At 38.8% G+C, this 25,788-nt stretch carries 20 protein-coding genes and 3 pseudogenes; 12 read left to right on the top strand and 11 right to left on the bottom strand.

Features of this window, described 5'->3' with window-relative positions; translation table 11 throughout:
• Positions 1–23: 23 nt before the first annotated feature.
• A complete protein-coding gene (gene sufB / locus AC012T_RS10540) occupies positions 24–1,463 on the bottom strand; it encodes a Fe-S cluster assembly protein SufB (protein ID WP_438892165.1) in 1,440 nt (479 codons plus the stop codon).
• 247 nt (positions 1,464–1,710) lie between these two features.
• On the opposite strand from sufB, the gene sufR reads away from it, so the two are divergent.
• From sufR to AC012T_RS10520, 4 genes are all read left to right on the top strand, one after another.
• Positions 1,711–2,385: an iron-sulfur cluster biosynthesis transcriptional regulator SufR gene (sufR, locus tag AC012T_RS10535; protein WP_487065484.1), complete on the top strand. Its 675-nt coding sequence runs from the start codon at positions 1,711–1,713 to the stop codon at positions 2,383–2,385.
• Positions 2,386–2,865: 480 nt separating this feature from the next.
• Entirely contained in the window at positions 2,866–3,513 is a 648-nt protein-coding gene (locus AC012T_RS10530; RefSeq protein ID WP_487065482.1) for a Uma2 family endonuclease, read from the top strand.
• 148 nt (positions 3,514–3,661) lie between these two features.
• Entirely contained in the window at positions 3,662–4,309 is a 648-nt protein-coding gene (locus tag AC012T_RS10525) for a Uma2 family endonuclease (protein ID WP_487065480.1), read from the top strand.
• Positions 4,310–4,619: 310 nt separating this feature from the next.
• A complete protein-coding gene (locus tag AC012T_RS10520) occupies positions 4,620–4,880 on the top strand; it encodes a hypothetical protein (RefSeq protein WP_487065478.1) in 261 nt (86 codons plus the stop codon).
• Between the two features lie 122 nt (positions 4,881–5,002).
• On the opposite strand, the gene AC012T_RS10515 is transcribed toward AC012T_RS10520, so the two are convergent.
• A complete protein-coding gene (locus tag AC012T_RS10515) occupies positions 5,003–5,638 on the bottom strand; it encodes a hypothetical protein (RefSeq protein ID WP_487065476.1) in 636 nt (211 codons plus the stop codon).
• Between the two features lie 288 nt (positions 5,639–5,926).
• On the bottom strand, positions 5,927–6,256 hold the full coding sequence (locus AC012T_RS10510) for a YbjQ family protein (protein ID WP_487065474.1): 330 nt from the start codon (positions 6,254–6,256) through the stop codon (positions 5,927–5,929).
• Between the two features lie 372 nt (positions 6,257–6,628).
• On the opposite strand from AC012T_RS10510, the gene AC012T_RS10505 reads away from it, so the two are divergent.
• Positions 6,629–7,312, top strand: coding sequence for a tetratricopeptide repeat protein (locus tag AC012T_RS10505; protein ID WP_487065472.1), 684 nt, complete (start codon positions 6,629–6,631; stop codon positions 7,310–7,312).
• A gap of 238 nt (positions 7,313–7,550) precedes the next feature.
• Here the strand turns inward: AC012T_RS10505 and AC012T_RS10500 are convergent, their stop codons facing one another.
• The 5 genes and pseudogenes from AC012T_RS10500 to AC012T_RS10480 all read right to left on the bottom strand — a co-directional run bounded on the left by AC012T_RS10500 (position 7,551) and on the right by AC012T_RS10480 (position 13,345).
• Entirely contained in the window at positions 7,551–8,459 is a 909-nt protein-coding gene (locus tag AC012T_RS10500; protein WP_487065470.1) for a peptidoglycan-binding domain-containing protein, read from the bottom strand.
• Between the two features lie 205 nt (positions 8,460–8,664).
• Positions 8,665–10,374, bottom strand: a complete 1,710-nt coding sequence (locus tag AC012T_RS10495; RefSeq protein ID WP_487065468.1) for an NAD+ synthase — start codon at positions 10,372–10,374, stop codon at positions 8,665–8,667.
• 246 nt (positions 10,375–10,620) lie between these two features.
• Positions 10,621–11,367 carry an NUDIX hydrolase gene (locus AC012T_RS10490; protein WP_487065466.1) on the bottom strand — a complete coding sequence of 249 codons (747 nt, stop codon included), beginning with the start codon at positions 11,365–11,367 and terminating at the stop codon, positions 10,621–10,623.
• Positions 11,292–11,931, bottom strand: a pseudogene (locus AC012T_RS10485) (nicotinate-nucleotide adenylyltransferase). The gene AC012T_RS10490 and the pseudogene AC012T_RS10485 overlap by 76 nt, the downstream one beginning before the upstream one ends.
• 4 nt (positions 11,932–11,935) lie before the next feature.
• Positions 11,936–13,345 carry a nicotinate phosphoribosyltransferase gene (locus AC012T_RS10480; RefSeq protein ID WP_487065464.1) on the bottom strand — a complete coding sequence of 470 codons (1,410 nt, stop codon included), beginning with the start codon at positions 13,343–13,345 and terminating at the stop codon, positions 11,936–11,938.
• Positions 13,346–13,759: 414 nt separating this feature from the next.
• Here AC012T_RS10480 and AC012T_RS10475 point away from each other — a divergent pair, with 414 nt between their 5' ends.
• Positions 13,760–13,912, top strand: a complete 153-nt coding sequence (locus AC012T_RS10475; RefSeq protein ID WP_438892150.1) for a nicotinate phosphoribosyltransferase — start codon at positions 13,760–13,762, stop codon at positions 13,910–13,912.
• Between the two features lie 123 nt (positions 13,913–14,035).
• Here AC012T_RS10475 and AC012T_RS10470 read toward each other — a convergent pair whose 3' ends face one another.
• On the bottom strand, positions 14,036–15,451 hold the full coding sequence (locus AC012T_RS10470) for an LCP family protein (protein ID WP_487065462.1): 1,416 nt from the start codon (positions 15,449–15,451) through the stop codon (positions 14,036–14,038).
• Between the two features lie 475 nt (positions 15,452–15,926).
• Positions 15,927–16,313, bottom strand: a complete 387-nt coding sequence (locus AC012T_RS10465; RefSeq protein WP_487066545.1) for a hypothetical protein — start codon at positions 16,311–16,313, stop codon at positions 15,927–15,929.
• Between the two features lie 107 nt (positions 16,314–16,420).
• Here AC012T_RS10465 and AC012T_RS10460 point away from each other — a divergent pair, with 107 nt between their 5' ends.
• Positions 16,421–17,596, top strand: a complete 1,176-nt coding sequence (locus tag AC012T_RS10460) for an AI-2E family transporter (protein ID WP_487065460.1) — start codon at positions 16,421–16,423, stop codon at positions 17,594–17,596.
• Between the two features lie 58 nt (positions 17,597–17,654).
• Here AC012T_RS10460 and AC012T_RS10455 read toward each other — a convergent pair whose 3' ends face one another.
• On the bottom strand, positions 17,655–17,867 hold the full coding sequence (locus tag AC012T_RS10455) for a proteinase inhibitor I4 serpin (protein ID WP_487065458.1): 213 nt from the start codon (positions 17,865–17,867) through the stop codon (positions 17,655–17,657).
• A gap of 393 nt (positions 17,868–18,260) precedes the next feature.
• On the opposite strand from AC012T_RS10455, the gene AC012T_RS10450 reads away from it, so the two are divergent.
• The 5 genes and pseudogenes from AC012T_RS10450 (at position 18,261) to AC012T_RS10430 (ending at position 25,725) form a co-directional block, all read left to right on the top strand.
• Positions 18,261–20,246, top strand: coding sequence for an ATP-binding protein (locus AC012T_RS10450; RefSeq protein ID WP_487065456.1), 1,986 nt, complete (start codon positions 18,261–18,263; stop codon positions 20,244–20,246).
• A 188-nt stretch (positions 20,247–20,434) separates the two neighbouring features.
• Positions 20,435–21,255, top strand: a pseudogene (locus AC012T_RS10445) (cache domain-containing protein); the annotation flags it as partial.
• A 339-nt stretch (positions 21,256–21,594) separates the two neighbouring features.
• A pseudogene (locus tag AC012T_RS10440) lies at positions 21,595–23,370 on the top strand (ATP-binding response regulator); the annotation flags it as partial.
• 129 nt (positions 23,371–23,499) lie between these two features.
• Entirely contained in the window at positions 23,500–24,900 is a 1,401-nt protein-coding gene (locus tag AC012T_RS10435; RefSeq protein ID WP_487065454.1) for a hypothetical protein, read from the top strand.
• A gap of 441 nt (positions 24,901–25,341) precedes the next feature.
• A complete protein-coding gene (locus AC012T_RS10430; RefSeq protein WP_487065452.1) occupies positions 25,342–25,725 on the top strand; it encodes a response regulator transcription factor in 384 nt (127 codons plus the stop codon).
• Positions 25,726–25,788 lie beyond the last annotated feature (63 nt).

Here is a 25,788-nt window from a genome sequence, read left to right as displayed (position 1 = left end):
TTTGCGCCTTTGCGTGAGACTATTTAACCCACACTACCTTCCAACTTCAGACTCAACAACTTATCAGCCTCAACAGCAAACTCCATAGGTAGCTGATTAAAAACATCCTTACAGAAACCACTAATCATCATCGAAATAGCATCTTCCGAAGAAATTCCCCGTTGAGCAAAAAAGAACAATTGATCTTCACCAATCTTAGAAGTAGAAGCCTCATGCTCAACCTTCCCCGTATTATTCTGAACTTGAATATAAGGAAAAGTATTAGCGTGAGCATTATCTCCAATTAACATCGAGTCACATTGAGAATAATTTCTTGCGCCCTTCGCAGTCGGATTAATCTTCACCAAACCCCGGTAACTATTGCTAGACTTACCAGCAGAAATTCCCTTAGAAATAATGGTGCTGCGGGTGTTTTTGCCAACGTGAATCATCTTCGTTCCGGTATCAGCTTGCTGCATATGATTTGTCAGCGCCACCGAATAAAATTCACCCACCGAGTTATCACCAACCAACACACAGCTAGGATACTTCCAAGTAATAGCTGAACCAGTTTCAACCTGAGTCCAAGAAATCTTAGAATTTACACCCTGACACAAACCGCGCTTGGTGACAAAGTTGTAAATTCCACCTTTACCATTTTCATCCCCAGCGTACCAGTTCTGCACAGTAGAATATTTAATTTCCGCATTATCTAAAGCTACCAATTCCACTACCGCAGCGTGTAATTGATTACTGTCGTACATTGGGGCTGTACAACCTTCTAAATAGGAAACATAACTACCTTCTTCAGCGACAATTAAAGTTCTTTCAAACTGTCCTGTATCACCGGAATTAATGCGGAAATATGTAGATAATTCCATTGGACATTTCACACCTTTAGGAATGTACACAAAGGAACCATCACTGAACACAGCCGCATTTAAGGCTGCAAAATAGTTATCAGCAATAGGAACAACACTACCCAAATATTTTTTAATCAATTCTGGGTGTTCTTGTAATGCTTCCGAGAATGAGCAGAATATCACACCATCTTCGGCGAGTTTTTCTTTAAATGTAGTGGCGACAGAAACACTATCAAAAATTGCATCAACAGCTACATTGCTTAGTCGCTTTTGTTCAGAAAGAGAAATACCTAACTTCTCAAAGGTTTCTAAGAGAGTAGGATCAACTTCATCCAAACTGTTGAGCTTTGCTTTCTTTTGTTTCGGCGCGGAATAATAAATAATATCCTGATAATTAATAGGCGGATAGTTGACACTTGGCCAAGTTGGTTCCGTCATTTTTAGCCACTGGCGATAAGCCCGGAGGCGAAACTCCAGCATAAATTCCGGTTCGTTCTTTTTAGCGGAAATCAGGCGGATAACGTCTTCGTTTAGCCCACGCGGAATAGTATCAGCTTCAATATCGGTAACGAAGCCGTACTTGTAGGGTTGGTTGACTAAGGTTTTGACAGTGGCACTCATCGTTATTAGTCTCTCGCGTTCGGAAGTGGTTCTCTAAAAAAGGATGGGAGACGGGCTGCTTGAGCCAATTCCCGTTTCGTGTTACCAAGCGTTCACACGGCTGTTAAGATAAATTGAGAGGATAAAACAACAGGGGTGTTGTTTAATCTATTTTTATCTTACGATAGATTAACAACAACAATGTTGTTAAAGTCAAATTTTTCAGAAAAATTTTTGGGACGAACGCAAACAGCGTCTCGTAGACAAGATGACGACTACCCACCAATCCTCCACAAAGCAGGATATTCTAGAGTACCTTTTGCAACACTCACAGGCAACTGCTGTTGAGTTGGCAAATTTCTTCGATGTTAGCCCGCAAGCGATTCGCCGCCATTTAAAGGATTTGGATACTGAGGAATTAGTTTTGTATTCAGTATCAGAACAGCCAGGAATGGGCAGGCCACAGCACGTTTATCAATTAAGTCAACGGGGAAGAGAACACCTTAGACGCACTAGAGGGGAAGGCTTTGGTGATGGTTATGGTGAATTTGCAGTTTCCTTACTGGACACCTTGGCCGCAACTGTCGGATATGAACAGGTAAAGACCATTTTACAAAAACAATGGGAACGCAAAGCCCAGGAATACCGCGAACGAGTGGGAAATGGGTCTTTGCAGGAACGGGTGGCAAATTTGGTACAATTGCGAAAGGCGGAAGGCTTTATGGCTGAGTATCACTCTGTTGATTCATGTTCCTCAGCCAAGGATAGTTTTATTTTTATAGAACACACCTGCGCTATTTCTAACGTTGCGGAATCTTTCCCCAGTGTCTGTGGTCATGAATTAGAAATGTTTGCAGCAATATTACCAGATTGTACTGTAGAGCGTACTCACTGGTTAAATAACGGTGAACATCGCTGTGGTTATTTAATTAAAAGGAATTAGGCATGGGCTATTTGTCTGCTTATATACCGACCTGGAAATCAATCTTTTTAAAATTATCTGAGAATAAAGTTGTTTAGATTGTTGTATACTCAACAACTTCTAAATCATTTCCTATTTCTATTTGTCTAATATTATCCCAATCAATAATTGCAACCCAAATATTCTCTTCTTGAGAATGTTTAACCATTCCCTATAAAAAAAGTCCTGGGACAAGGTGGTTTCGGGATTACTTATAAGGTATTTCATACAGGTTTGCAGGATTATGTAGTTATCAAAACACTGAATGATGATAAAATATTAGTTAAAGAATTTTTACAAATAAGTGAATCATCATTAAATAAAGTTTGGCTTGAACCAGAGGAAGACGATGCATGGAAGGATCTATAGAACATTGAGACAACCCTTTACTATCAATTCCCATTTTCTTGAATTAAAATTGATGATACTGATATAATAATTAAAACTGCGAGGTGAATTTATATGGTAACTTTAGCACCTACTCACAGCAACACTCATACCAATAGCGTTATCCTCAATCATATTTCCTGGAATACTTTTGAAAGAATTTTATTAGAAACCGGTAGCGATCGCCATCACAAATTTACTTATAATCAGGGAATATTAGAAATCATGACTCCATTAATGCCCCATGAACATAATAACCGTTTGTTACAAAATCTAATTATTGTTTTAGTTGAAGAGTTAAATTTCAATGTCAAAAGCACTGGTTCATTAACTTGTAAAAGAGAAGATTTAGCTAGAGGTGTAGAACCTGATTCTAGTTTCTATATTCAAAATGAACCAATCATGAGAAATAAAACCAGTTTAGATTTAACTCAAGATCCCCCACCTGATTTAGTCATAGAAGTCGATTATGCTAGTTCTTCTATTGATAAATTACCTATTTATTTAGCTTTAGGTGTTCCTGAAGTATGGCGTTATGATCAACCTGTAATGCAAATTTATAGTTTAGTTGATGATCAATATCTTCCTTGTAATGGTTCACCAACTTTTGCTAATTTACCTTTAAATACGGAAATTCCTCAGTTTTTAGCTTCTAGTTTACAAGTGGGTGAAGTGGCAATGATTAAGAATTTTCGCAGGTGGTTAAAAACACAGATTTCCTGATTAAATTAAGAAGTCGGGGATATTTAATTACTTACGATTAAACCAACTTTTCCCACCTGGTAACTGTATTAAAACTTCCGCTATAGCTTTCGGTAAAGTTTTCGCTGAATGATATAATAAAATAATTAAAACTGCGAGGTGAATTTATATGGTAACTTTAGCACTTACTCACAGCAACACTCACACCAATAGCGTTATCCTCAATCATATTTCCTGGAATACTTTTGAAAGAATTTTATTAGAAACAGGTGGCGATCGCCATCACAGATTTACTTATAATCAGGGAATTTTAGAAATTATGACTCCATTAATGCCCCATGAACATAATAAAAGATTAATAGAAAAAATAATTGATACTTTAGTTGAAGAGTTAAATTTCAATGTCAAAAGCACTGGTTCATTAACTTGTAAAAGAGAAGATTTAGCTAGAGGTGTAGAACCTGATTCTAGTTTCTATATTCAAAATGAACCAATCATGAGAAATAAAACCAGTTTAGATTTAACTCAAGATCCCCCACCTGATTTAGTCATAGAAGTTGATTATGCTAGTTCTTCGATTGATAAATTACCCATTTATTTAGCTTTGGGTGTTCCTGAAGTGTGGCGTTATGATCAACCTATAATGCAAATTTATAGTTTAGTTGATGATCAATATCTTCCTTGTAATGGTTCACCAACTTTTGCAAATTTACCTTTAAATACAGAAATTCCTCAGTTTTTAGCCTCTAGTTTACAAGTGGGAGAGGTGGCAATGATTAAGAATTTTCGGAGTTGGTTAAAAACACAAATTTCCTGATTAACTTAAGAAGTTGGAGATATTTAACTACTTACGATTAAACCAACTTTTTTCACTTGGTAAACAACCTGAAACTATAAATCTCTCTCTGCTTTCACCTAGCTTCTGCCTAATTAAAAACAATTTTTATTACTCAAGAATTACAATAATATGATTTGATGGTACAATAATATTGTCAATATTCCTGAATAGGTCTGAAACCCAATAAAATCGTGAAGATATCAATAGGGTTTCAGGGTTTTGGCAATAGTATTGATGGTATAAAAGCATTTTCGTAATTAAACGAATTTTGAATTTAAGTTTGAATTGTATGGATATCGCACCTAATCAATCATCTACCCAATTTTTAACTCTGGAAGAGTCAGCCAAGGTAGATGCCGCTTTGTTATCTTCTCCAGAAAAGTTTTTAACCAGATTGACGATCTCTTCTTTGAGAATTTTACAGCATATTGCTAAAGATTATGAAGTTGCGATTGAAGATTTAACAACACCACAAGTAATTGCTTGGTTTGAAAAAGATGCCAAAATTAGGAGAGAAGAAGGCATTGAATCTGCATATCTAAAGTGGTAAATATAATCATTAACGAAGGCGAGGTTTTAAACTCGATCGTTTCGATTATTTATATTTTTAGGGTGAGCAAGTTGCCCACCCTGTAAGAGTTTGATTTTATTCAAGTACGCAAAGTTAGATTGTCAATGATTGTAATTATTAGTTCGAGGAGTGCGAGAGCCGGCAACTGCTCCCATTAGTGCCGCAGCTAAACCTAACAAAGATCCCAAAACAAACCACCATAAACTTCGTGAGGTTGCAGCTGCAACTTCACGGGTTTGTTCGGCGTTTAATTGAGGTATATTTGGCGGTATGGTAGTACCTTGTTGTTGTAGTTGAGTTATCACTTCTGCTGCATTGTAAGCAGCAACGCCAAAAGCACCCCAGACTCCACTTGCTAATAGAAAAGAGCTAACTGCTAAGGTTGTAGCCCAGAGAATTGCGCCGTTGAGTAAGGCTGTATCTCGGTGCATGGGGCCACAAGCACGGGTTGTTACCCAACCACCCAAAAATAGAGAAAGTAACAACCCAACTGTTGACCAAATACCGACATTGCTAATAATACCTGAAGCAATTGTTCTTGGTGCTAAGGAGTCGGCTATTCTGCCTGCACCAAGAGCGCCAAAAAAGGAACTCAAAATTAATTGGGTGGCTAAAGCAACTAAAACACCGGAGATAATGGGACCCCAACGCACGCGATCGCGATATTCAGTTACTCTAGCTCCTACCGCAGACTCAGGAGTAATGATTTCATCACCTACCCGATTTACGTATGACATAGTTTATTTTCTCCCTTGCTATTTCAGCAAAGATTTTCAGGTATATTTATGCTTATATTTAAAATTAAATACTTATTTGTAGTTTTTAATCTCTATCACCAGAAGGAGTTAACCACTACGCCTGAAGTTAGAATAAAATTCCTGAGTATACGGATTTGGGAATTTTGGATTATTCCTCATTAGACAAGAGCGTGGAAATTAAATGTGCGTGGTTTGAAACCCTTATAAAAAAAACCCTTATAAAAAAGTTCCATGCAACATCATCTACATTTTTTATGGAGATGTCTATTATCCACGAATTTTTACAGCTGTTCCTGTGGCAGTAATTAGTAATAAAACTCCAGATTGATCTACATTGATTGTGCCTGTATCAATTTCAATGCCGATAACAGCATTTGCTCCTAAACGTTGCGCTCTTTGTTCTAGTTCTTCTAGTGCTTTACGTTGCCCTTGTTCAAATAAACGTTCGTAGCTACCAGTGCGTCCACCGACGATATCACGAATACCAGCTAAAAAATCTCGGAGGAAATTGCTACCATAAACGATTTCTGCTGTCACAATACCTAAATAGGAATCAATTACAGCGCCTTGAATTACATCAGTAGTACTTAAAAGCATAAGTTTCCCTCATAAATAGCAAGTAACTTGATATATACTAATTGTGCATTTTTATGATGCAAATTGCAAGAAATGCCGGAACTTTTTGGATGTTGTTGTCATCCTATTTTGTGATGCTTCTGCAATTCTAAATGAAAAGTAGGTGTGTGTGAACATTGATTGTCAGGATCAGGTAGGAGACAACTATGCTGGAGGCAGAAGAGAAGAGGATTTGAAACGCGTTATTTTTTTTGCATGGTTATGTTTCATTGTGCCGATTTATTTATCAATGATTGAGTATTTTGTAAATGTGAATAAATACAGTTTTCAAATTTAAATATTTTTGTTTTAATGTACAAACAAAAACTTAACTAAATTTTCAGGAAATTTACTGTGTACAAACAAACATCATTTTTAGTTACTGTTCTATTATTAGGAAGCTTCGTTACTAGCACCCCTTTGGTAGCTGAGGGTGCAGAAGTATTAGTAGCACAAGCTAGTAATCCCAGGTTAAAGGAACTGCTGGAGGAAGGCCGGAGACTAGTAGATGCAGGGGATTATAATCGAGCGATCACAGTTTACCAAGAAGCTGCAACTATAGATAACAGAAATGCCAGAATTCATTCTGGGATTGGCTACTTGTATGCTCAACAAGGGAATTTCCAGTTAGCATTAGCTGCTTACCGTCGTGCGATCGCAATCGACTCCAATAATAGTGATTTTTATTACGCTGTAGGTTATATCAAAGGCAACTTAGGAGACACCCCTGGAGCTAAGGAGGCTTATCGTCGTGCTATCCAGCTAAACCGGGGTAATCTTAATGCCTATCTAGGTTTAGGTGTCACCCAAACTGCTCTCAAAGACTATGAATCAGCTACATGGGCTTTTGAACAAGCCATTGAACTGAATAAAAACAATGCTCGCACCTATGAGTTAATGGGTTCAATGTTTAAACAACGACGACAAACCCAACAAGCCAGTAATGTATTGAGAAAAGCTCTGAGTTTATATCGCAGTAGCAATGACCCAGAAGGCATGAATAGGGTAGAATCCATATTACGAGAAATTGGAGGATAACCCAATTTTGGCTTTGAGATTGGGAATGGAAAACATCAATATCAAAAGTAATGCTTCAGAAGGAACTCTTAACAGGGAACAGGGAATAAGAAAAACTCATGTTTAAAAACATGAGATTGAAATAATGACACTGTTTTTTGACTGAGCTTTAAACTCAGAACTAAAGTTTCTTATCTGTTCCCTATTCCCTTTTTTTGTAATGAATTCTACTCATTACCCACTAGTTTAAACTTGCCCTTTATCCAGGAAACTGTTTGAGTAAATCATCCCCTGGAATAATAGTTGTGTAGAAGACATAATTATTATTTGCTACATAACGGCGGTCTTTTTTTATAATCGCCATAAACTCCTTATGTCCGTCTATTCTTCGTCCCACTAAACAACCTGCACTGGCATTCTTGATATCATTGACAGGTGCATCATAGCCCCAGTGTTGATTGACATAAAAATCATCGCCTGTATCAAGTTTATCACCTGTCCGTTTAAAGTCTTTGTTGAAATCTCTACAAACAGTAATATTTCCAACTTGTCTTAATGCTTCATGAGGCTGTGCTGTACCGTGCATTCCCACAGCCCAAGCTTTGTATTGTCCAAACTGAATCCTAGCTGCACCTTTGGGATTCATTGGATTATAAGTGTAATACTTTCCTGGTTCAGTAGTTGCTTGCCAATTGTTGACTATTTTGGGAACACCATCTACGACTTCGATCACAATCCGTTGGTCATTAAATTCATTGGGGGCATCATTATTAAGAGTCCAATCCCCATTGATTCCTTCTATATAAACTATGTTGTATTCTTTAGGGTTTGTGAATACTTCATATTCTTTTGCCTGCATATATTTAATAATTCTGCTGGCGATATCGTTCCCAAGTTTTAGGGCTGGTTGGGGTATTTCTTCTTTTTTTGTTTCAATCAGTTCTTTAGCCGTGATTGCTCCTAAAAAGTCAGCTTCTCCAATTTTCATTAACTCTTGAAATTTTTTGAGGGCTGCTGTAGAAACAGGGCCAAATTTTCCATCTGCTGGGGGTTCAAGTAACCCCAAATCAATTAACCGTAGTTGAATCTGACGTGGCAATTCTGCGTCAAGTGCGATCGCTTCGTAGCCCCATTTTTCATCTGTACCTAGAAAATCTTGTAGCTTCATTCTGCACCTTATCGTTATTTACCTAATTTTTCTGCTCATGTCCGAATATATACGCTGAACTAGAAAATAGCTGCAAATTTTTACTTATTTTAAAGATTAAAAAAATCCCCATAAATAATGCTGATTCCTCATATTGGTGAGAAACAGCAAAATTTGAAAATTGGCTTATTGTATAATTAAAGACTTATTTTTTTGACTACTACTGTCATTGTTGAGTTGAATTCTTATGAGAATTATTCACAGCTATCCAGTTCATTTTATTAGCAATAGGCATTCTCCACCCAGTACCAAAGGCGCGGTCAGTAATTTTCAGTCCAGGAGGTGCTTGTCGCCGCTTAAATTCAGAACGTGCTACCATTTGCAACACTCGGTTGACAATTTCTGGATCATGACCTGCTGCAACTATTTCTACCGCTGATTGGTGGTCGTTAATTAAACGCTGCAAAATATCATCTAAGATATCGTATGCGGGTAAAGAATCTTGGTCAACTTGACCCGGTTTAAGTTCTGCACTGGGTGCTTTAGTGAGGATATTTTCCGGAATAATTTCTTGCTGGGTATGAAAATTTAACCACTTACACAGGGTATAGACGCGGGTTTTGGGGACATCTGCAATCACCGCTAAACCGCCATTCATATCACCGTAGAGAGTGCAGTAACCAACAGCCATTTCCGACTTATTCCCAGTTGATAGCAGGAGATGACCGAATTTATTAGCGATCGCCATCAACAAGTTACCACGAATCCGCGATTGAATATTCTCCTCAGCAATCCCAAACTCAGTCCCAGTAAATAAATCAGCCAAAGTGTGGTCAAACCCTTGCATTAATTCCCCAATCGGTAAAATATGAGTTTTAATTCCCAAATTCTCACCTAAAGCCAAAGCATCACTAATAGAGTGTTGGGAACTATAAGGAGAAGGCATCAAAACACCAAAAACATTTTCCTTACCGAGTGCAGCAGTAGCAATTGCAGCTACCAATGCCGAATCAATCCCACCACTTAAACCCAAAACTACTTTAGAAAAATGGCATTTCTGGATATAGTCTTTCACACCCAAAATCAAAGCGTGCCAAATTTCCTCATCTTCTGATTCATAAACAGATGAAACCGCACCTAACTGTAAATCGCGTTGGATTTCATCAAATTCAACAACTAATAAATCAGATTCAAAACCCTTAGCGCGACAGATAACTTCACCTTGACGATTTAAAGCAAAACTGCGTCCGTCAAAAATCAAATCATCATTGCCACCAACTTGATTAGTATAAATTACTGGGTGTTGAAAATTGACTGCACTATGTTGCAGCATTGCTTCTCGCAACTTTTGCTTACCAACAGTATAGGGTGATGCCGATAAATTCACAATTAAATCTACACCTAAAGATGATAAATCAGCAATAGGATTAACCGCATAACTACGCTTACCCCAAAATTCTGCATCATTCCATAAATCTTCGCAAATAGTTACACCAATCTTGATATCATCTAAATTGAAATAACTAGGTTTCAACCCTGGCTCAAAATAACGGTTTTCATCAAAAACATCATAAGTCGGTAAAAGTCGCTTATGAAAAAATTGCTTAACTGTACCTGCTGCCAATAAAGCAATACTATTAAATAGATTTTTTCCACCTGTAACGTGTGCTTGAGAATTTTTAACCACAGTTCCTACCAACACAGCTAAATTAGCAGGTAAATCTTGAGCTAATTGTTGTAAAGTCATATCCATAGCTTCCACAAAACTAGGATTTAGTAATAAATCTCGTGGTGGATAGCCACATAAAGAAAGTTCTGGAGTTAACAACAAACGCACACCTGAAGATGCAGCATTTTCAGCAGCCTCAAGAATTTTTTGAGCATTTCCCGACAAATCACCAATGATCGGATTAAATTGAGCGATAGCTATTTTCATATAACAAGGGAATAGGGAATAGGTAAGTAGTCGTGCAAAATAAATTTTATAACAAGGGAATAGGGAATAGGTAACAGGTAAGGAATACAGATATTTTTGTCTTCAATCAATATGTGCAATTAATTTTGCTTGGGTACTTAATAGGTAATAGGTTGTTAGGGTTATAATTTTTTTATTAAAGCAATAATCATTCTAGTTTCTTCCCTCCATTAAAATACTATTCCCTGTTCCCTATTCCCCATTTCCTTAAATAAACACCAAAGGCTTATCCTTAAAAGGCGCAAAAGCCGCAGCATCAAACTTATACAAACTAGCCGGACGACCAGCACCCCTGGAAACCTTAATTCCCGTATCGCATAAAAAACCCAACTTAAGTAAACGCGCTCGAAAATTAGAATAATCTGAGAAATTTTCCCCCAGAACAGTAGTATACAACTGATATAAATCATTCAAAGTAAAAGTTTCTGGCAAAACATCAAAAGCAACCGGACTATATTCCAACTTATTTTTTAATCGCCTGTGTCCATAGGTAATAATTTCATTATGATCAAATGCTAACTGGGGTATTTGTTTAACTGGATACCAAGCAATTCCTGCAACCTTATCGGCAATTAATTCGGCTTCTTCAAATCGAACTAAAGCAAAATAACTAACTGATAAATAACGTACACCATAGCTATCCATTTTTTCCCTTGGATCACGATTTGGCCCCCCAAAAGTATAAAGTTGTTCAAGATAGAGATTATTGACTTTAATTTTTTCTGCCATAATGCGATAAGCTGCATCTTCCAAAGATTCCCCTTGACGTACCAAAGTACCGGGAAGACTCCAATAATTTAAAAATGGTTCTTGCTGTCGCATTATTAACAGCACTAATAACCGATTTTGGGCAGTATCTACCGAAAAAATTACATTATCTACACCGACTTTGAAATCAGCCAAAGGTTGTTGATTGATCTGATTTGAATTCTTCTTATGGTTGCGTTCTGGCATCTAAACGTACAAATGCTGTTGATGAATATAAGCAACGACATGGGGTGTGAGGGTGTCGGGATCTTTTTGTTCACGAAAAGCCGTGGAAGAGACATCTAAACCGGTTAAACTAGCGATCGCAATTTTCCCTCCTAACTGCCTAACTCCCTCCAAGCTAAAATCATCTATTACATAACCAGGCCGGGGAATTACCAGCAGTTGCACTTGTTGTAACAAATCCTCAATATGATACCACCGTGGTAACTGATGCAATAAATCTGAACCAATTACCAAAGTATAATCAGGGTCATCACCCCAACGCAGTTTTGCTTTTTCTACTGTTTCTAGTGTTCTCCAGCTACTCAATTCTTGTTCTAAAGTTATATTCTGCCTGGGTGTATTGATATCTGTTATTAGCAATTGTAACATAGCTGCCCGATGAGATAAAGGCGTTTGCTGTGACTTAAACGGATTATCAGCAGCCCAAACCGCAACCCAATCATAACTTTCAGATAACCACTTGAGAATTTTCTGATGTCCAGCAGTTGGAGGATCTGCACTAGTACCAAATAAAGCAATTTTCATAATTTTACTTTGTGGTATTTGCATTTTCTGTAGTTCTTTTTTTTGTCTCCTCAGTCAACTTCTGCAAACTTGGAGAAATCTCAACTTTGACAGAAACCGGATTTTCTAAACGTCTGGTTTCCTCCGGTAAACTAGCAACTGATGCGGAGGTACGTTGGCGAATTGTTGCTAAACTTTCAGATGGTTGCAATTGTTTACCCTCTTTCATTACCAACTGCAATAAAGGTTTTGCTGAAACCGGATTTTCAGCTAATAATCCCAGTTTATCTACCTGTAATTTATCTCCAACAAGTGAACGAAAAATCTGCTTACGTCCTGGATAAGTAAATTTACCACTAGACATTTTCATAACGGGAATGCCATCAATATCGACGAGTTTATAAACTCCATTCACGGGTGAACCTGTGACTAATTTAGTTCCTAGTCCATAACCATCAATTTCTGCACCTGCTTTTTGAAGTCGCTGAATCTCCCCTTCATCCAAATCACCACTAGCGAAGATGGATATATCTGGTAAGAGCGATCGCACTGCTTTTGATAAGCTAACTAAATCCCCAGAATCTAACCTCACCCCAGTTAATATCATTTCCCCGGAATTTACCTTTTCAGCCAATCTTTGTGCCGCAGCAACTGTATCATAAGTATCAATTAATAATGGCGCACCAGGAAAATATTGATGAAATGCCGTAAACGCCTGTTCTTCACTTCCTTCTAAAGCAGACAAAGCCATAACTAAAGCGTGTGCCATTGTCCCACTTGGTTTTTGACCTAGTTGTAGTGCTGCTAACACATTAGAAGTGGCATCTAAACCTCCTGCTAAAGCTGCCCGTGCTGCCCACAAAGAAGCTTGAGGACTAAAAGCTCTTCTCGTTCCAAATTCTAAAAGTGTTGCCTTCTCCCCCGCAATATCACGCAATCTAGCAGATCTGGTAGCAATTAAAGTTTGGTAATTAAGGGTATTTAAAAGATAAGTTTCTACTAACTGCGCTTGCCATAAAGGTGCTTCTATCCTTAATAATGGCTCATTGGCAAATACTGCTGTTCCTTCAGGTACTGCCCAGACATCACCAGTAAAAGCGCCCGCTGTTAATAATGACCAAAAACGCTCAGGTGCATGGGTAAAAATTCTCGTTGCCTGCAAAGCGGTAATTTGCGCGGAATTAAAGCGGAATTGAGTCAAATATTCTAAAGCTTGCGCCAAACCCATTGCGATTAAATAGCCAAAACCTTCGGGTAAGCGTCTCACAAATAATTCAAAACTGGCTCGTTTTTGTTCTATACCTTCACCTGTATAACAAGCTGCCATTGTTAACTGGTAAAGGTCAGTCAGCAAGCTATAATCCTCTATACTGAGATTCAATTCTGGGTTTTGGTAGCTTTTTTGTTCATAATCCACATCTGGAAAGGTTGTCATTTGAGAGCTTCCCCAAGTGCTGCTTTTATTATGGTAGAACTTACCATAATTAATGTCAAGGGTAGAACGGATTAAAAGTAAAAGATGCCCAAAATCCCTACTTTTACAGGTAGAGTAATATATAACTAGCTATTAATTCATATTTTTTAATGGTGATTAATAATAATCTGAATCCTGACTGCTGACTCCTGACTCCGAACTCCGTTCGCGTAGCGTCTCCGTTCGGCGAAGCCGTGCCGTAGGCATAGGAGAAACTCCAAACTCCTGTATTCTGTTTGATAAAGTATTGCAAATATATCTAAAAAATCATTGCACAACTTGTCAATATATTGCGAATATGAGCAATCAGATCATAACAGAACTAAAGTATAGATATCGCAGTTTATAGCGAATAAAAAAGGAGTTTTCAATATTATGGCTATCTCCAGAATACTTGCTAGTATGGCTCAGTTTATCTCTGAAGCAGCAATGCGGATTTTTTCTCCTAATGATGATGCCTATCCTGTGATTGGTTTCCAACCTTTTACAGGTGATCCTTATAAAAAAGGGAGAGCAGAATCTTGGTAGGTCAAGACTTAGTAATAATTAAGATTTTTAGAAGCAATAAAAATAAAGGCGTGAGATTTTTCTTACGCCTTTTTATTGTTAAAGAGAATTGGTGTATTCCCATTACCCATTACCAATTAACCATTACCTACTAAGATTCTCAAAAATAGCTTTATTTTGTAACCAGTCTTTACCTAGCTGGATACTAATATCTGAGCCGATATTACCAGTACTTTCTACCCGGACTTCACCAAATCCTAAGGCATTACGAATTGATTCGGCACTGTCACTATCTCCTTGTTGAGCGACAATGTGAGTAATTTCTAGAGGTTCACCCCAAGATTTAGAGATGAAGACATTACGATAACCAGATTTTTCCAATCCTTTAATTAAGGGGCTGATTTGAGAATAATCGCCACCTGTACTATCTTGAATTGCGATGCGTAAACGAGCAGGATCAGTTATTTGTGATTCAAGGGATGTAGATTCTAAACCAAAGTTTTGCACCATAACTTTGGTAATAGCAGCTTTATTTGGCAACCAATAACTAGCTTCATACTCATTTCTTTCACTAAAACGACCAGGCAACATTAACATTTGCATATTAGAACGATTAGTCCGTGAGCCAAAACCAACTAATGCTACTAATTCTTCAATTGTTAAATTAGTGTCGATATTATCTTTAACTACATTCAGAATTTGGGGTAATTGGGTGAGTGTAGTGGGGTTGATAGTTTGTTCAATTAAGGCACGTAATACCATCTGCTGACGCTGAATCCGGCCAATATCTCCGAGTTCATCATGACGAAAACGGAGTAATTGTAATGCTTGATTACCATTAAGATGCTGTTTACCTGCTTTTAAATTAATATATAAATGCTGGGAATCATCCTGATATTTCATATCCTTGGGAACATAAACTGTTACCCCACCCAAGGCATCAATCAGTTTACCAACGCCTAAAACGTTAATGCGGACATAACGATCAATTCCCACTCCACCCAAGAGATTGCTAACGGTTTTAGCAGTTAAAGCTGGCCCACCATCGACATTAGCGGCGTTAATTTTTTTCACGCCATACCCTTCAACTTCTGTGCGGGTATCTCTGGGAACGGAAAGCATGACTATTTTTTTGCTCTCTGGATCAAATTTGAGCAAAAGCATAACATCAGCAAGACCATCAAAAGAATTTATCTGGGGTAGATACCTGAGTTCTTTGCTTTCACTAGGTGGGTTTTGGACATCTGGGGGCAGTACACTCATGCCCATAACGAGGATATTGACAGGGCGAGTTAATTGAGAAAATTGGAATCCATCACCGGAAATGCTATCGCTATCAAACACCGCAGCTTCCTTGGCGCTCAACTGGGCTTGCTGCAATGGTGTACTCTCCCAAGAAACTGCCAACAATGCTCCTGCCATACCTGACACCAAGGCAATTCCACCCATACCCACAGCAAACCATAGCCACCGCCCAGATTTAGATTTACGATAGTTTTTGCCTCTGGATTTGGCTTTTGCTGATTTTTTATCTTCTGCTGATGTTCTTTGACTGGTCACAGATTCCCTCACACTGACTGATAAAATACCGTAAATTTGCTGACTCAATATATGTAAATAAATCAGACTATGACAGATAAATCTTAATTAATAGTGCTGACTTTTTTCCTCAAGTAGATACTACAAGACCTATACCCGGATTTCTATTTATTTGTTGCTAATCCGGAGATGTTTCTGGAAGTATGGCAATAATAAACCACATTTGACCATATGCCTTGTTAGATTAACTGTCAAGAGGAGTAATTGCCGTAAAAACCATGACTAGCTCATCACTTAAAAAAATTCAAAATCTAGTAGATTAACTTGAGTTCGACATCAGATAATTTGTGGAAAATTCGCCTCCAGTAAGAGTCTCAAACCCTTATTCTCTCGCTCTTAAAAATCATAACTCCGTTCGCGTAGCGTCTCCAAAGGAGAAACTCCGTTCGGCGAAGCCGTGCCGTAGGCATAGGAGAAACTCCGAACTCAGGTTGTACTAGAACTTACGCAGTATTCGCTGGGACAAACTACTCAATCCTGGTAATCGGTAAGATTTTCCTTGGATGATACGTAAAATTAACCAAATACTCAGCAAAAAATAACCGGATGTGAAAAAACTATTAAGTATCAAAAAACGTAGTGTCAAAAAATCAGAAGTTGCTGCCCCAGTTGTGAAAAATAAGTACCCTAACATCCATGTAAAACCCAAGGTAATGGACAGACGACTGACAGCTAGTTGTTCCCGGTTGCCCTGACGGTGATAGAGAGTCCAGAGTGAGGGGAAAAATCCTAGCACTGGAATCAAATATAAAAGCAGTAATCTTTTCGAGGCCACCTTGTCATCAGCCGTGGGGTAATTATCAATTGGTGGTAGATTGTCCATTGTGGTTGGTCTAATCATAAACTAGAGGAATAAATAAGACTCAATTAGTTAGAGATAATAGTCTGTAAAGAAGAATTTAACTTAGTTCTATCCCCAATCATCTGAAAATGCAGACACGCAAGCTACTTGACTGGTGGCAAAAATTTACACCAATAGCTCGAATCGGAGCGATCGCACTATTCGCTCCCCTATTAGTTCTCAATGGTTGGGCTATATTGGCAATTTTCAATTATTTCCACTCTTTGATAGCTATTTTAGTTGGAGCCTCGGTTTTGGCATTTCTGCTCAACTACCCAGTGAGTTGGATGGAACGCCACGGCGCGAGACGAGAACAAGTTGCTATCTTAGTATTTTTATTAGCTTTATCCATTTTATTGGCGCTGGGTGTCACCCTCTTTCCTTTAGCCCTTACCCAAGCCCAGCAGCTGGTAGCCCGCTTACCAGAGTTGATTGACTCAGGGCGATCGCAGTTAATGATTTTAAACGAAAAAGCCGAAATCATGGGCTTACCAATTAATCTTGATGCGATCGTCGTGCAAATTAACGATCGCGTCAAGGGACAATTGCAAGCGATCGCCGGGCAAGTGTTAAATTTAGCCGTAGTCACCTTTACCAGCCTGCTAGACATCCTGCTGACAATAGTTTTGACCTTTTATCTATTACAGCATGGCGGTGAACTCTGGCAAAGCTTAGTAGAATGGCTACCTGCTAAATTTCGTGACCCTTTTTCCAGAACAGTACGTCTGAGCTTTCAAAACTTCTTTATCACCCAATTAATTTTATCCACCTGTATGGCTTCAGCCCTCATTCCCACCTTTTTGTGGTTGAAAGTACCCTATGGGTTATTATTTGGTTTAACTATTGGCATTATGGCTCTGATTCCCTTTGGTGGTTCTGTGGGCATCGCCATCACAACTTTATTGGTGTCCCTGCAAGATTTTTGGATGGGGACAAGAGTCTTATTAGCCGCAGTCATAGTACAGCAAATTCTCGAAAATATCATTGCACCACGGATTTTAGGCAGTTTTACAGGTTTAAATCCGGTTTGGATTCTCATTTCTGTCTTGACTGGAGCGAGAATTGGCGGACTTTTGGGCGTAATTGTAGCGGTTCCCTGTGCTGTCGTCATCAAAACAGTGATTAGTGCCGTCCGTCCTCCGATCATTATTCATCATGATACCGAAAACTCCTCTCCTGGGGAAATAGTTGCACCCATGACATCAGAAGAATCTACAAAAGCTGACGCTAAAAATTCCCTCAGTATTTCTGATAGCGTAGCTTAAGGCATCACAAATCTACATAATTCAAGAACATAGAAGACAGGAGGCAGAAACAAAAAAATCAAATCGGTTTATTATCTTTAGTAAGTTGAGACTCTGTATCAGGTAGACGAGACTTACTCGCGAAATTGTAACTACTATCGACTTGAGAATAGCCTAATACACTCAATAGTACAACACTGGCTGCCGCTAAAACGTAGCGTCTGCCCAAACTCACGCCATAACGTCTCTGTAAAAAATTTTTTTGCACAGCACTAAACTTCTGTCCGTTCATCTGCTACCTCATTTATTTTTTAGCTGCCCATCAATTTAGACGCTAATGATGTGTCAGACGTTAACTATCGCATTTACTGGCAGATAAACAGATGATGGTTACAGTTTTAGTAACGGATATCAAGGAAGTATAAGATCGTCCCGGTTTGATTGATTAATTACAGCAGATTTATTATAAAAAATCATGGTACTTGAAATCCTGAATTTTCCTGGCTATTTCTTATTCTTAGGACTTACGCAAAGCAGAAGCAAAGTAGCGGTAATTCATGAATTAACGCTACACAGGCATAAAGTTTTCAGTCACATTTTGCGTAAGTCCTAACTCTGTTACCTATTTCCTAATACTGCCCGGAAGATATGGTAAATTTGCAAACTGCTTTCAATGAGGTGTTTCATGTCCACAGTTAGCCTGAAGAAAATTCTGAGTAAAAAAGAGTTACCGTCTCTGCTTCAAGACTTAGTGAACCAGTTGAATATTGCCATTGATGTTGAACTGATAGATGGCACTAAACTGATGAGCATAGGCGAGAAAATTGCAGACAACAGATATCCAATTGAGGTTTCAGAAAAAATAATCGGTTGGGTTGTTGGGGAAAAACAGGCAACCCTAGTGGCAGCTTTACTCTCAATTCTGGCAAAACAAGAAGCAGAGAAAAAAGAACTCGCTAAAGAATTGTTGGAAAGATACCAGGAAATTGATTTATTTGAAGATATTTCGACTCAACTCACCACAAGTTTAGACACACAACAAATCGCCCAACTTGTACTTGAAGAAATGAGTCAATTAATTGAATCATCTGCGGGGATGATTTTGCTTCTTAGTTCAGATGCAAGTGTATTTAAAATTATTGCCGAATTTGGAGTATTTTTTGTTAACAGTCAGCCGCAACCGGGTCAGGGAATTATTGGTCATGTTGTGCAATCTGGTCGGGCAGAACTCATCAATAATGTGCAAGCTGATCCACGATTAGGAGAGCAGAACAACAGCATGAACTCTTTGATTTGTGTGCCATTAAGAGCCAAGGCCAGGGTACTGGGAGCGATCGCTATAGGAACCATCAAACCCGACGCATACAAAGCAGAACACCTCAAACTAGTGAGTATCTTTGCCTCCCAAAGTGCGATCGCTATTGAAAAAGCTTTACTCTACCAGCAAAGTTGTCAAGCGGCTGTTGCAGCCAAAGCCCAAACAGAAAAGCTTCAGCAAGCTCTACATGAGTTGCAAATGGCACAGACCCAGTTGATCCAAAGCGAAAAAATGTCAAGTTTAGGACAACTCGTGGCTGGAGTTGCCCACGAAATCAATAATCCCCTCAACTTCATTTGCGGTAATTTAAGATATGTTGCTGAATACGCCAAAAACCTATTACATTTGCTACAAGACTATCAGCAATTCCTACCAGTTGCTCCTCTAGATTTACAATCAGATTTAGAAACTATAGATTTAGAATTTATTATCCAGGATCTACCAAAACTGCTGGATTCAATGAAGTTGGGTACTGATCGCATTGTGGAAATTGTCCAATCTCTGAAGAATTTCTCCCGCCATGACGAAGCCCAAATGAAAACCGTCAACATCCATGATGGGATTGATGGCACACTGATGATTCTTCGCCATCGTCTCAAAGCAGCTAGTTACAATTCTGAAATTGAAATCGTTAAAAACTATGCAAAACTTCCTCTGATTGAATGCTACCCCGGACAGTTAAATCAGGTGTTTATGAACATCCTGTCCAATGCAATTGATGCCCTGGAGACAGGAATGGACAATGGAGAAATAACCACTATTCCTCAAATCACGATTGTGACAGAAGTTCTCGATCAGGAGTGGGTGGTAATTCGCATTGCTGACAATGGCATGGGTATGAAAGAGGAGGTATTGCATCGAATTTATGACCCCTTCTTCACCACAAAAGATGTCGGCAAAGGCACAGGGTTAGGTATGGCAATCAGCCACCAAATTGTTGTGGATAGACACCGAGGAATTCTCAAGTGTCGTTCTCAACCGGGTGAGGGGACAGAATTCTGGATACAGATTCCGGTGAATTGTGCCATGAATACCAGTATTCAAGAGCATAATGGCACTATTTTAGCCCCAGACCCGAAAATAGAAACTTCACCACCTATCCCCAATGAATTATCCCCCACTCCTGATGCAGATGGATTCGTTGCTTCCACAACTCCCATACTCAGACCAACGGATTTACTTATACGTCATGCTCAATTAATCCGGCGACTTTTACAGCAAAATACAGATATTAGCAGTTCATCCCCTGATCAAATTTACCAAATGTTCCAACAGTACCCAATTTCATTAAAGCTTTATGCCACCTTGTTGGCCTATTTGCCTACTCCTAACCCTACTCATATTGATCAATAAGTAGGTGGGCATAAATATTTATCGTTGAGACAAGGCAGGAGGCAGAGGGCAGGAGGCAGAAGGGAAGAGGTTTTTAGGCAAATTTACATTTCGTTGCATACTTTGGTTTTTTAGTGTCTACCTACTTAAATAAATTTCAATATCGAATCGAGTTCACGTTTTTACAACAACATCTATAGAAATCTCTAATGTTAAGAAACTCTCAATTTTCCAAAATCGGTCATCCAGAAATTATCAAGCGATTTCTGATCACTTTTTTGCCACTGTCTGTCCTGCTTGGGGGTGTGCTGCGAATCATTCACCAAGCAGAAAGTAAGGCTGAAGAGGTTGCAATCTCCATCAACGAAACCCGTAACGTTGACTTGCAAGCGAAAACGGCTGCCAGTAACTTCAATTTAATCCAGTCAGATTTGATGTTTTTGGCTAATCAGAACGAGTTACAGTCAATGCTCAATGCATCTGTAAGTCCAACTGAAATACTGAAATTGAAACAAGCGATCGCTCAAGAGTATCTTTCCTTTTCTCAACACAAGCAACTCTACGACCAAATTCGTTTTCTGGACTTAACTGGTAAAGAAGTTGTCAGAGTCAACTTTAACAAAGGTCAGCCCAGTGTTGTCCCTGAAGAAAAACTGCAAGTCCAGGCAAAACGCTACTGGTTTAAGGACACTATTCCCCTCAAATCAGGAGAGGTATTTGTTTCACCGCTGGATCTAAATATTGACGAGGCCAGATCGAACAACCACTCAAGCCGATGATTCGCTTTGGCACACCTGTATTTGATGCCCAGGGGCAGAAACGAGGAGTTGTTGTGCTGAACTATCTGGGTGAAAAGTTCATCTACAATTTGAAAAAAGAAAACTCAACAACTATGGGTGAAACTTTGCTACTCAATACTGATGGTTATTGGCTCAAGGGTTCAAAACCAGAAGATGAGTGGGGCTTCATGTACGAAGACCGTAAAGACCAGACTTTTGCCAAAGCTTACCCTCATATCTGGCAGCGAATCAGCACCCAGGAGTCAGGACAGTTACAAACAACTGATGGGTTATTCACCTTTAAAACCCTGTATCCGCTACTGGCAGTGCAAGGGGCTAAATCGAGTACAGGAGCGACCCGTGCTTTTGATTCCAGTCAAGGCCAGGTTGATGCCAAATCTTACCGCTGGAAAATATTGACTCATGTTCCTGCTGTTGTGTTGAATGCGCGATCGCACAATTCCTTTCAAAAACTCCTACTTTTATACATTGTTTTGAGTGGGTCAATCGGGATAGGAGTATGGTTATTAACCCTATCCCACTGGCGACGGCAACAAACAGACACAGAACTGCAATCAACATTTGCTGACCTGACCGCTATCATTGACAATCTAGCAGATGGCCTACTTGTAACCAACACTGCTGGAAATATTACACGCTTCAACCCTGCTTTGCTAAAAATGTTTCAACTGGGAGACATTGACCTCAAAGGAAAAGACTGTCGAGAAATTTCTCAAGCTGAAATCGCTAATTTAGTACAACAGACCTGCCAGCAGCATCAAGAAATCTTCACCGCTGAGGTCAATCTAGCAGCAGGAAAAATTGGTCAAGCTTTAGCTACTACGATCTTCAAACAAGCTTCTGGGAATGAGGCAGCGGTGTGGCTAGGTTCAGTCATCCTCATTCGGGATGTAACAGCAGAAAAAGAAATCGACAAGATGAAAACCGACTTCATCTCCACGGTTTCCCATGAGTTACGAACACCACTAACTTCCGTCCTCGGTTTTGCCTCCATTATTAAAGAAAAGCTGGAAATAAATGTCTTCCCCTTGCTGGCTACCGAAGACCGCAAACTTCAGAAAACTATCAAACGAATCAGTGACAATCTCAATATCATTGTCTCCGAAGCAGAACGACTCACATCATTGATAAACGATGTCTTAGATATCGCCAAAATGGAAGCAGGGAAAGTGGAATGGCAAATGCAGCCCCTAGATCCCAGCGAATTACTAGATTGGGCCACCAAGTCCACAGCGGGATTATTAGAAAGCAATGGATTGAAGTTAATCAGCGAAATTGAACCAGGACTACCTCAGATCATAGGCGATCGCAACCGACTACTCCAAGTCCTCATCAACCTGATCTCCAATGCCATTAAATTCACCGCATCTGGTTCTATCACCTGCCGCATCAAACAAGCAAAAGATGGTGTTTGCATCAGCATCATTGACACAGGCGTTGGTATTACACCAGAAGACCAATCGAAAGTCTTCGAGAAATTCCGCCAAGTTGGTGACACCCTCACCGATAAACCCAAAGGAACAGGACTAGGACTACCAATCTGCAAACAAATTATTGACCATCACGGCGGTAGAATCTGGGTAGAAAGTGAACCCAACAAAGGCAGCACATTCTCATTTATTGTTCCCACCCAAACCAGCCAACAATACTCTAGTTCCAATCTGAATTTAGATACCCTCGTCAAACAGCTTAAAGATCACGTCATCACCTCCAATGCCGTGCAGAACGAAAACCGTAAAACCATTTTGGTAGTTGATGACGACCTCAACATTCGAGAACTACTCCGTCAACAACTAGAAAATGAAGGTTACAATGTCCGGGAAGCCAAAGACGGAGTAGATGCAATTCATCAGATCAAAACATCCCGTCCCGATCTGATTCTCCTAGATGTCATGATGCCTCAAATCAATGGCTTTGACGTGGCAGCCGTCCTCAAAAATGATCCTCAGACCGCAGATATTCCCATCATCATGTTGTCCATTATTGAAGATAAAGAACGAGGATATCATATTGGCATTGATCGCTATCTCACTAAACCTATCCATACAGAAAAACTTCTGGGCGAAATCGGCTCGTTACTTTCCCAAGGTGCTTCCACTAAAAAAGTATTAGTTGTTGATAAAAATGCCTCAACATTAAAGACCATATCAGATGTACTACAAACTCAAGGATACAGCGTGATTGTAGCCTCTGATCCTCAAGAATGTATTCATAAGGCTCGGTCAGCTAAACCTGACATGATTATCATTGATTCTATTTTTTCTCAAGAAGCCGACTTGCTTAAAGCTTTACGCTTTGAAAAAGAGCTAGAAAATGTAGTTTTCATTATGCTATCTGATCGGTAATCTCAGCAGGACAGATCATCAAGAGCCTGAAATATTAAATTTCATATTACACACTTCACATTTTTCTCCTATCCATCTAAAATCAATCTAGTAACCCACTAGCTTCCTAAAATTGTACATATTCACAAAATGAATAACAATTTATCAGAACTCAAAAAATCAAGCATCTTTCCAGACAAACTTAATTCAAAAATTTTCAACAAAAAAAGCTTATTAGCCAGTTTAATCGTATTTCTTGGTTTACTTGGAATTACAGCTTTCTGGTTTAAATCCAGATATGATTTCAATGACAAAATGCCAATTAAACTCCAAGAATTATCTAATGCCGAATATCCAGCCAATCCTGCTCCATTAGGCAAAAATTTTCAAAGATATTCTCAAAGAAAACTAACAATTGTCAAAAAAACTGAAAATACTTTTGATTTTGTTTTAGAGCCGACCAACGAAAAAACAGCCAAAATAGTTATCAAAAATGTTGATTTAAATTTATTAGTTCCTAAAGCACCAGAATGGGTGAAAAAAGATCCAGGTTTAGAAATAATTGCCTTTACAGACCGGGAGTGGAACAGACAGCAAATTAGCTTTCCTGCAAATTCTCAACATATAGAAATTACCGGAGGAGATGGTTTTGAAAAGCAAAATATTGTCGAAATTGCATTGGCTAACAATTGCTTAAATGCAGGATTTTGGGAAGTTTTGGTTTTTAATAAAGAAGATGATAATAAAACGCTTTATTATCAAGGTTGGTTTACTTTCCCAATGGGACATTATAAAAATATCTTTGAAAAGAATAATAATATGTCCTATTGGAAGCATTGGTGGAAATTAGAACATTGGCAAGATCCGACTGGTACAGTCATTAATGCTAGTTTATTGAGAAATGTGGTCGATGAAAAAGAAATAGTTGCCCAATTCCCAATGGATGAAAAGATATTTTCATCTGGAGAGCAAAGTCGGAAAATAAGAACTACACTAGCAACTAACTTAAGGACTTGGAGAGATATTTATAGCGGAGATAATAAAGTTGAATTTGCAAGTTTTATACCACCAGGCTTTTATGATTCAAATAAGCCTTGGAAAAATGAATATTGGAGAATAGGTAAATTTGAAAAAGCTGTTTTAAGAAATATTAAACCTGTTGGTGTTCAAGAAAATTTACAGGAACTAGAATTGATACTAGGAGATACAAAAACCGGGGAAAAAAATAAATTACTCATCAGTGGTATCAACCTCCAAAATCTGCCTAAACTAGCTGTTAAAGACTATCCAAAAGGCTTGTATATGCCACTGGGAATTGGCATACCTCCTTTTTATCAAAGCTACGAAGATTTAACCAAGTCTCATCCAGATAAAAGCCCTTATTTCAGCGTTCTACTAGATTCAAAAGACAGATGGATAGATCATCATCGTCTAGCACTTGACGGTGTAGTAATGCATAAAGATCAAGAAAATCCCAATCTTTTACATCTTTATTTCCTCTCCTATGAAAGGAATACTTTAATTGCCCATTTTTTGGTTAATCTTAAATAGATATAAATAGACACATCACATTTCCAGTTAGAGGATGTTGGAAAAGTTTTCAATGTATAAATAAACCCCTCTCCAAACCTCTCCCCGCGTCGGGGAGAGGCTTTGAAACCCCAATTCCCTGGTAGGGAAGGAGGGAAGGGGGGTTGGGGTTCTTTATTGGTGTCAACTTAAGCTCAAATCCTGATGATATCTCGTTCCCAGTCGGAGACTGGGAATGCTATTACAGAGGCTCTGCCTCTGTTTTCATAGAAGGCAGAGCCTTCTCGAATTCATTCCCATACAGAGTATGGGAACGAGAAAGAGTGAAACTGATATTTTACGAGGCTTTCACGTTAAGTTGGCACCAATGGGGGTTCTTGTACCTCACTCAACTGATAACCGCTATATTATGTACTGAAGAACAAAAATTATCCTCATCTAAATTACAAAATCTCAAATTGTATGATCCAAAAGATTCTAATTGTTGACGATGAACCTAATATCGTGATTTTGTTGGAACAAGCCCTAGAAGAATTAGAAGACGAGGGGGTTGAACTCCTAACTGCTAGAAATGGAGAAGAAGCTCTCGAAACTATTAAAACCGAAAAACCAAATCTAGTTTTTCTCGATGTGATGATGCCTAAAATGAGTGGACTGGAAGTCTGTCAAATTATTAAACACGAATTACAAATGGCTGATATCTACATCGTGATGTTGACAGCTAAGGGGCAGGAATTTGATAAACAAAAAGGAATTGATGTTGGTGCTGACCTATATCTAACTAAACCATTTCGTCCCAAAGAAGTACTTGAAAAATCAAAACAGGTGCTAGGCTTTTGCAATTGAAAGTGAAAAGTCTGTTGGTGTTTAAGTTCTATCAACACCTACTACTTTTTTAAGGAATACATC

The sequence above is a fragment of the Anabaena sp. EIM26 genome (genome assembly GCF_057568715.1).
Note: the sequence above shows the minus strand (reverse complement) of the source record. Positions and strands in the feature narration are given on the sequence as shown.

What these genes read in the sequence shown, in the direction of transcription:
- sufB (WP_438892165.1), bottom strand. Translation starts at nt 1,463, where the DNA reads ATGAGTGCCACTGTCAAAACCTTAGTCAACCAACCCTACAAGTACGGC.
- sufR (WP_487065484.1), top strand. Translation starts at nt 1,711, where the DNA reads ATGACGACTACCCACCAATCCTCCACAAAGCAGGATATTCTAGAGTAC.
- AC012T_RS10530 (WP_487065482.1), top strand. Translation starts at nt 2,866, where the DNA reads ATGGTAACTTTAGCACCTACTCACAGCAACACTCATACCAATAGCGTT.
- AC012T_RS10525 (WP_487065480.1), top strand. Translation starts at nt 3,662, where the DNA reads ATGGTAACTTTAGCACTTACTCACAGCAACACTCACACCAATAGCGTT.
- AC012T_RS10520 (WP_487065478.1), top strand. Translation starts at nt 4,620, where the DNA reads ATGGATATCGCACCTAATCAATCATCTACCCAATTTTTAACTCTGGAA.
- AC012T_RS10515 (WP_487065476.1), bottom strand. Translation starts at nt 5,638, where the DNA reads ATGTCATACGTAAATCGGGTAGGTGATGAAATCATTACTCCTGAGTCT.
- AC012T_RS10510 (WP_487065474.1), bottom strand. Translation starts at nt 6,256, where the DNA reads ATGCTTTTAAGTACTACTGATGTAATTCAAGGCGCTGTAATTGATTCC.
- AC012T_RS10500 (WP_487065470.1), bottom strand. Translation starts at nt 8,459, where the DNA reads ATGAAGCTACAAGATTTTCTAGGTACAGATGAAAAATGGGGCTACGAA.
- AC012T_RS10495 (WP_487065468.1), bottom strand. Translation starts at nt 10,374, where the DNA reads ATGAAAATAGCTATCGCTCAATTTAATCCGATCATTGGTGATTTGTCG.
- AC012T_RS10490 (WP_487065466.1), bottom strand. Translation starts at nt 11,367, where the DNA reads ATGCCAGAACGCAACCATAAGAAGAATTCAAATCAGATCAATCAACAA.
- AC012T_RS10480 (WP_487065464.1), bottom strand. Translation starts at nt 13,345, where the DNA reads ATGACAACCTTTCCAGATGTGGATTATGAACAAAAAAGCTACCAAAAC.
- AC012T_RS10475 (WP_438892150.1), top strand. Translation starts at nt 13,760, where the DNA reads ATGGCTATCTCCAGAATACTTGCTAGTATGGCTCAGTTTATCTCTGAA.
- AC012T_RS10465 (WP_487066545.1), bottom strand. Translation starts at nt 16,313, where the DNA reads ATGGACAATCTACCACCAATTGATAATTACCCCACGGCTGATGACAAG.
- AC012T_RS10460 (WP_487065460.1), top strand. Translation starts at nt 16,421, where the DNA reads ATGCAGACACGCAAGCTACTTGACTGGTGGCAAAAATTTACACCAATA.
- AC012T_RS10455 (WP_487065458.1), bottom strand. Translation starts at nt 17,867, where the DNA reads ATGAACGGACAGAAGTTTAGTGCTGTGCAAAAAAATTTTTTACAGAGA.
- AC012T_RS10450 (WP_487065456.1), top strand. Translation starts at nt 18,261, where the DNA reads ATGTCCACAGTTAGCCTGAAGAAAATTCTGAGTAAAAAAGAGTTACCG.
- AC012T_RS10435 (WP_487065454.1), top strand. Translation starts at nt 23,500, where the DNA reads ATGAATAACAATTTATCAGAACTCAAAAAATCAAGCATCTTTCCAGAC.
- AC012T_RS10430 (WP_487065452.1), top strand. Translation starts at nt 25,342, where the DNA reads ATGATCCAAAAGATTCTAATTGTTGACGATGAACCTAATATCGTGATT.